This window comes from Rhodanobacter fulvus Jip2, assembly GCF_000264315.1.
Classification (GTDB): domain Bacteria; phylum Pseudomonadota; class Gammaproteobacteria; order Xanthomonadales; family Rhodanobacteraceae; genus Rhodanobacter; species Rhodanobacter fulvus.
On the sequence record NZ_AJXU01000064.1, the window covers coordinates 1 to 5,573 of the forward strand.

Consider the following 5,573-nt stretch of genomic DNA (forward strand, 5'->3'; position numbering starts at 1 on the left):
TGCTGCCGATCAGGCTGCCGATGGTGGTGTGCTGCTCCACCGTGTCGGTGGCGTTGGCTTTCTGGCTGCCGGCGGTGACGCCGATGCCGCCCAGGCCGCTGGCGCCGCCGCCGCTGAACAGCCCGCTCTTCTTCTTGGCTACGCTGTACGCCTCGGTGGAAACCTCCTCGGCCGTGCCGATGGTGACGTCATGGCCGGCCGCCAGCGTGACGTCGTGGGTGCCGGCCACTTGGGCGGCCCGGGTGGTCAGGTCGTGGCCCGCCGCCACCGTCACCGACTCGCCGGACAGCGTGCTGCCGATGGCGTAGCTGTCGTGGGTTTCGTCGTGGGTGGTGGTGGTTTTGCTGGACAGGAAGCCACTTTTCTTGCGCTTGGTGTCGCGGGTGGTGTCGTGGTTTTCCACACCGGCGTTGAGCGTGAGGTCGTGGCCGGCGGCGATGACGAGGCTGCCGCCGCACACGCCCGATAAACTTGCCCATCCGGAAAACACAGGGGTCGCGGCAAGGATGATCGGTGTACTGGCTTGGCTTCTGGCTCTTGGACACTGGGCGAGAAAGCTGTTTGGACGGCTATACGCAAACCGTCGCGCTTGCTCGGCAAAGCCTGTTTTTATCCCGGCATCGTCGCGGCGATACCAGCCCAAACCGCCGTGGGTGCGCCGGGAATTGATCCGGCTGCGGGCGTGGTCGCCGGAGCTGGGGTGCCGAACGCTGGCGGAAGTCTTCAACCGGCGGTTTGCGGCGCGGGGCATGTCAGTGGGCAAGTCGCATGTGGCGAACGTGCTGCGGCAGGCGACGGTGGAAATCCTTCGGATGCGGCAGGAAGGCAAGCACCGGGTGCCGCGTGCCCTGCCGATCAACCGGGTGTGGGCGATGGACCTGACCGGCAAGGTCGATCTGACGGGGCGACAGCGGATGATGCTGGGTGTGCTCGATCATGGGTCGCGGGCGTGTTTGCGGCTGAGTGCGCTGGACGACAAGCGGTCGTTGACGATCTTGCGGGAATTGCTGGTAGCTTTTCGACGCTTTCAGGCACTTCGGTTTGCCGCGCTGCATCCGGGTGGACAACGAGGCGTGCTTCAACTCGCGCGTGATGAAAGCCGCGCTGCGAAGCCTGGGCATTCGTCTGCAAACCACGGCATTGCACTGCCCCTGGCAGAACGGACGGACCGAGCGGTTCTTTGGCACGCTCAAGCAGAAGCTCGATCGCATCGCCGTCGTGAATGGCGATGATTTGCGGGTGAAGCTGGTGGAGTTTCGGGCCTGGTACAACCATGCGCGGCCTCATCAGCATCTGGGCGGGCATACGCCGGCCGAGGTATGGGGCGGACGGGAAAAATCCGTCAACCGGCCCCGATTCGTGAGTATCTGGAGCGGGCATATCAGCGGGTGGTTCTTTCCGCCCTGATTTGTTGGGGCGGGGAAATCATCGATGCGGCTGGAATGGACGAAGGTGTCCACGGGCGGGCTGCGGGTTGTGCTGGAAAAGCGGAGGAAGTGGTCAACATGTGATCAATCCGCGAGCCATGGGTGAGCGATTGAGAAGAAATCATCGCGCCGGATAGGTCGTTTGGTTTCAAAAATCCGGCGCGGGAATGGCGGATGGGGCTTTGGACACCTTGGACGGGACACCACGGGTGAGCTGCGCCCAGTGCCGGGAAAGTGGAAGAAGTGGCCAACACCTTGATCAGTCCGTAAGCCTTGGGCAAGTGATCGAGAAGAAATCTTCGCGCCGGACTGCCGATTTTGTATCAAAAATCCTGCTCGGAAACGGCAGATGAAGCTTTGGACGCCTTGAACGGAACAACACCTTGGACGGGAAACTCCTGCTTCTAGGTTTAACCGTCACCTTTGCTGGAAATATATTTCGTCGCCACCAAAAGTCCCAAAAAAATACTGATTAGGGCGTGCCTCAATAGATATTTGTGAATCCACACATCCAATACCAAAGACACGTTTCCACCGCTGAATGTGCGCCCCCCAAATTCCTGGTACAAACTCAATAGAACGATAAATGCCACGCCTATAATTATCGAAATAAATGAAATGGCGAAGGTTACTATGAATATCTTGGCCCACTGGAATATCTTATTTGTTTTCATTTCCAGCCTTCTTTTCGACTTTCGATTTCACGTCATCTATTAAATCCTCTGCCGTACGCGTAACCGCCTCGCTAAGTGCCGACCCGACAGCATTGATCGCCCAAGGATTCACGGAAGCCCCTTCCATATAATTTCCTATCTTATAGCCAGACAGTGTGCCCAAGCCCGAAGTGAAAATCGCATTTCCAACATCCTTATTTTCACCATAAACAACATTATCAACCATCGTGTTCGCTGCAGCCCCTCCCGTATTCATCATCATCATCGCCACCGGAGCTTGCCAACCCGGAAGCCGAGTGGCCCAGCCGCCGAAGGTACCGGTTGCTGCTGCAAATAGGACGTCGGGGGTGCGAACAGTACCGTCGCTCAAGTACTGCGCTGCTGCGTTCGCGCCTGCGGAAGTCGCCCCCGCCCCACTGTAAGCCATCCATCCAGCGACAACCCCCTCTTTCGCCAAGGCAGCCCACGCACCGCCGGCGGCAACACTAGTGACCGTCGCCCCAAACTTGAGTTGCGCGTGACCGACATCCGACAGGTACTGTTGCGTGCGCGGATCAGCCATATCGAAATTGCCGCCTTTCATGGCGCACTCAGCCGTAGCACAAACACCACTCACACCGATGGTCACGACGCGACCAAGCATGGTGTCATAAAAGGTCATGTTGTTTCCGTTTACACCTTGCTGCGTCGGGGTGTAGCCCTCTGGGGCCACGGGCGTGATCGGCTGGGGTTTTGGCGCCCAGCTATATTGCCAATTTCCATAATCAGATTGGAAGTTAGAGCCATAGGCGGACTGAATGTCGGCATCACCCATATGCGATGCAATGAAATCGGCCGCACCACGATCGAGCACCGGCATGTTTTGGACCGCCATGACGTCGCTTGCATAGCCGTACAAACCCGGATTCTGCGATGTCGGGAATGTAAAGCTTGAACCGGGATCGAGCGTCCCACCCTGCTGACTGAAGGCGGACCAACTCATGATGACTTCCGCGGTACCGGGAGGTGTGTATGCATACAACTCCCCCTTCCCGACATTGTCGCCCATGCCAAAATCAACCGCCGGCGCATCGGGACTGCCGTAGCTGCTGTTTCGCATGGCATCTTCAATTTCCTGCCATGTGTATTCACCGTTGCTTTTGGCCGCCAGCTCCTTCGCGAGCTTGTGTTCCCAATCATGCAATTGCCGGTTATACAGCTCCCCATTCAACGCGGAGGCTGCACCCGCACCACCGCCCGCCGCGCCGCCGATGGCGGTACTGGCCAGCTCCATCAGCACCTTGCCCGTGCCCGTGTTTGGGTCATAGCCGTGTTCGATCAGGTAGCCCTGCATCACACCGCTGGCCTTTTCGCTGGCCGCCGCACCTAGCGCACCCTTCGCGGCATCGCCACCCCCGAGCGCCGCGATACCGGCGCCGACGACGCCATGCAGGATGGTCTTGTACGTGCCGCCATCACTCCATTGCCCCAACCTCGCCTTGGCGTCCGCTTCGGCGGCACTTCCCTGCGGCGCTGCCAACCAGTCGGCCTGGGCCTTATCGTGTTCGTACTTAGCCAAGTCGCCCGCGGCCCGCATCCCCACATACCCCGCCGCCTGCCCGAGCGCCTGCTTCTCCTTGATCTTGTCCACATCGAAGTCGTTGCTGACGCCGTTGCCGTCGAGCGTCGTGGCACTGCGGTCGATGCCGCTGAGGTCTTGATCGGGGTTGTCACGTACGATGATCGTGCCCTGCGCGATGCTGCTTTGCGTGTCGCTGCTGTCGCTGCCGCCCTGCGGTATCGCCATGTTCAGCGCCGCGCCCATGGCATTGCCGGCCAGGTTGCTCGCGGCCGAGCTACTGCTGCTGTACGAGAACCCCATCTGGCTCGCGCTGCTGTGGGCGCTGTTGTGCAAGTCATTGACGACCAGGCTGCCGGTGTCCAGCAGGTTCCTGCTTGGATCGGCGGTGCTGGCGAGGGCCGCACCCGTCAGCGTCGTCGTGTCGCCGACGTGGATATCGAAGCCACCGCTCCCCGCCGCTAGTCCGGTCTGATCCGTCACGCTCTGGTAGTTGTTGCTGATATTGGATTGGCTGTAGCTGGCGCCGCCGCTGCTAGAGCCATAGCAAATGGGCGGGATGCACAGGCTTAAACCCGCACTCGCACTCTGATAAGTCTCCTTGTAGTGGTCGGTGTCCTGCGTGCTGGTGAGGCTGAGGCTGCGGCCGATGTCGGCCAGGATGGTGTTGCCATAGGCCTGGGCACCTTCCAGCGTGGTGTCTCTTCCGCTGGTCAGGCTTAGCGTGTCGCCCGCGTTGACCGTGGTGACGTGGTTGGTGGCGCTGTCGCCGTTGCCCTTGCCCCGGGCAGCCGCCGCGGCCAGCTCGATGGTGAAGCCGTTCTGTTCACCGCCCAGCGCGAAGCCCACGCCGATGCTGGCGCTGCTGCTGTGGTTGGCGCTGTCCCGGGCGGTGGTGTCCTGGCCGGCGGTCAGGTTGATGTCGCGGGCTGCCGCCAGCGTGGCATCGCGGCCGGCCTGGATCTGCGTGCCTTGCAGGACCACGTCGCCATTGGCGGCGTAGCCATCCTTTCCCTTGGTGCCATCGCCGGTGGCCACGATGGTGACGTCGCGACTCGCCGTTACCGTGCTGCCCTGCTGTGTCTGCTGTTGGTACGACGTGTTGCTGGACTGGTGGCTACTGCCGATGCTGACGGTGACCTTGACCAGGCCGGTGCTGCCGTTGGGGTCCTCGGGATGGCCACCTGGCGGGGCGGCGGTGGCGGCGTTGCCGGTGGCTGATTGCGCCGCCCGGCCGTAGTCGATCCCGCCGGCCACATTGACTGCGTCCTTCGCGCCGTAGTACGCCTCGGCCGCATACAGCACCGCCAGCCGGTTGTCGCCCCGGTCGTGCGCGTCCACGGCCGCATCCACCGCCTGCGCGGCCTGCACCGCCACGCCGGACAGCGCCACCGTCACACCCACCTGACTCATCTTGTCGCGCTGCCGCTGTTCGGCGGTATCCGCGCTGGGCGTGAGCGTGACGTTGCGGCCGACCAGCGTGACGTCCCGGCCGGCGATGTCCACGCCCTGGCCGGTGAGGTCGCCGTGGGCCACCACATTGACGTCGCCCTGTTCGCTGCTCAGCCCGGTGCGCAGCGTGCTTTGCCAGGTCTGGTTGCCGCTCTGGTCGTGCAGCTCCTGCCGTTCGCCGACGGTGCCGGAATAACCGTTGCCGCCCAGGTCGCCGACCTGGTGGCCGCTCTGGTGGTTCTGCCAGGCCTGGCTGGCTTCGCCGGTGCCCAGATCGATCTTGCCCTGCGACGCCAGCACGTTGATGTCGTGCTGCGCGGTCAGTTGCGCGCTCTCGGCGGTGATGTCGCCTTGCTGGCTGATCACGTTGATCTGCCCGGCATCGATCGTGGTGCCGGTTTCGTTGACGACCTGCTGGGCGCTTTGTGTATTGCCCGACTTGCTGTTGTAGGGCGACATGCT

4 protein-coding genes are annotated in these 5,573 nt (G+C 62.0%); 1 reads left to right on the top strand and 3 read right to left on the bottom strand.

Annotated features, from left to right (window positions below):
- Both UU9_RS18045 and UU9_RS13965 read right to left on the bottom strand, forming a co-directional pair.
- On the bottom strand, nt 1–490 hold a 490-nt coding region (locus tag UU9_RS18045), incomplete at its 3' end, for a hemagglutinin repeat-containing protein (protein WP_193385309.1).
- A 262-nt stretch (nt 491–752) separates the two neighbouring features.
- The gene (locus tag UU9_RS13965) at nt 753–938 is read right to left on the bottom strand and encodes a hypothetical protein (RefSeq protein WP_007082411.1); all 186 of its coding nucleotides are present in this window, start codon (nt 936–938) and stop codon (nt 753–755) included.
- A 103-nt stretch (nt 939–1,041) separates the two neighbouring features.
- On the opposite strand from UU9_RS13965, the gene UU9_RS13970 reads away from it, so the two are divergent.
- On the top strand, nt 1,042–1,407 hold the full coding sequence (locus tag UU9_RS13970; RefSeq protein WP_007082412.1) for an integrase core domain-containing protein: 366 nt from the start codon (nt 1,042–1,044) through the stop codon (nt 1,405–1,407).
- 680 nt (nt 1,408–2,087) lie between these two features.
- Here the strand turns inward: UU9_RS13970 and UU9_RS17380 are convergent.
- Nucleotides 2,088–5,573: hemagglutinin repeat-containing protein (locus UU9_RS17380; RefSeq protein ID WP_007082413.1), on the bottom strand; the 3,486-nt coding region annotated here is incomplete at its 5' end.